Source organism: Oscillibacter sp., from assembly GCF_031978065.1.
GTDB lineage: Bacteria > Bacillota > Clostridia > Oscillospirales > Oscillospiraceae > Oscillibacter.
This window is the reverse complement of the sequence record NZ_DALZCH010000142.1, coordinates 5,809-6,982: the sequence shown is the minus strand read 5'-3', so window position 1 is coordinate 6,982 and position 1,174 is coordinate 5,809. Positions and strand designations below refer to the sequence as shown.

The window sequence follows — 1,174 nt, the reverse complement described above, 5'->3', positions numbered from 1 at the left end:
GTATGTATCCATGGGACAGATGCTGTCCACCCCCCTTCCGCTGCCGGATATTCTGTCCATGAAAACCCATCCGGTGAACTACGCAATCACGCAGATTCTTCTCACCATCCCGGTGCTGTGGTTCGGGCGGAACTACATGATCAGCGGTCTGAAAGCCCTGTGGCACCGCAATCCCAATATGGATTCTCTGGTGGCCATCGGCAGCACCTGCTCATTTTTGTACTCCCTTGCAATGACTTACCTGATTTCCGACGTTCCCCACCACGTCCATCACCTCTACTATGAGTCCGGGGCCGTGGTGCTGACCCTAATCATGGTGGGTAAATTCTTAGAGAGCCGCAACGTGCAGAAGACCAAGGGCGCGATTACTCGACTGATGGACCTGCGTCCCGATGTGGCGATTATGGCGGAGAACGGCACAGAAGTGCCCACCGCCTCCCTAAAGGCCGGAGATCTGATTCTCGTAAAGCCCGGCGCAAAAATTGCCGCCGACGGCACCGTAACTAAGGGCGAGAGCAGCGTCAACGAGGCTATGCTCACCGGCGAGAGCCTGCCCGTTGAAAAGGCGGAGGGCAACACCGTCATTGGCGGCAGCATCAACGGCGACGGGGTGCTGTACGTCTCCGTGACCCGGGTAGGCGAGGATTCCACCCTGTCCAAAATCATTCGCTTCGTGGAGGATGCACAGGGGAAAAAGGCCCCCATCTCCCGCGTGGCGGACAAGGTGGCAGGCGTATTTGTCCCGGTGGTGATCGTGATTGCAATATTTGCCGCCGCCGCCTGGCTCATCGCGGGGCAGGATTTCCCCTTTGCCCTGCGGGTGTTCACCACCGTGCTGGTCATCGCCTGCCCCTGCGCGTTGGGCCTTGCCACTCCCACCGCCATCATGGTGGGAACCGGCCTTGGCGCTTCCAACGGCATTTTGATCCGCAGCGGCGAGGCGCTGGAAATTACTCATAAGACCTCCGCCGTGGTGCTGGATAAAACCGGCACCGTTACCGAGGGAAAGCCTGCGGTGACGGAGATTCTTCCCCTCGGCATAGAGGAAAATCAGCTTTTGGCGCTGGCGGCGGGCGTGGAGTCCGTGTCTCAGCACCCCTTGGCCTCCGCCATCGTGGAGGAAGCCAAGCCCCGGGAGCTGGCCGCGCTGGCCGCGCCGGAACAATCTGAAAAT

Annotated in this window: 1 protein-coding gene; it reads left to right on the top strand. The window is 59.8% G+C overall.

Features of this window, described 5'->3' with window-relative positions; genetic code table 11:
- Positions 1 to 1,174 (top strand): heavy metal translocating P-type ATPase (locus RTK01_RS15250; RefSeq protein ID WP_312281793.1); only part of this gene is annotated, 1,174 nt, incomplete at both ends.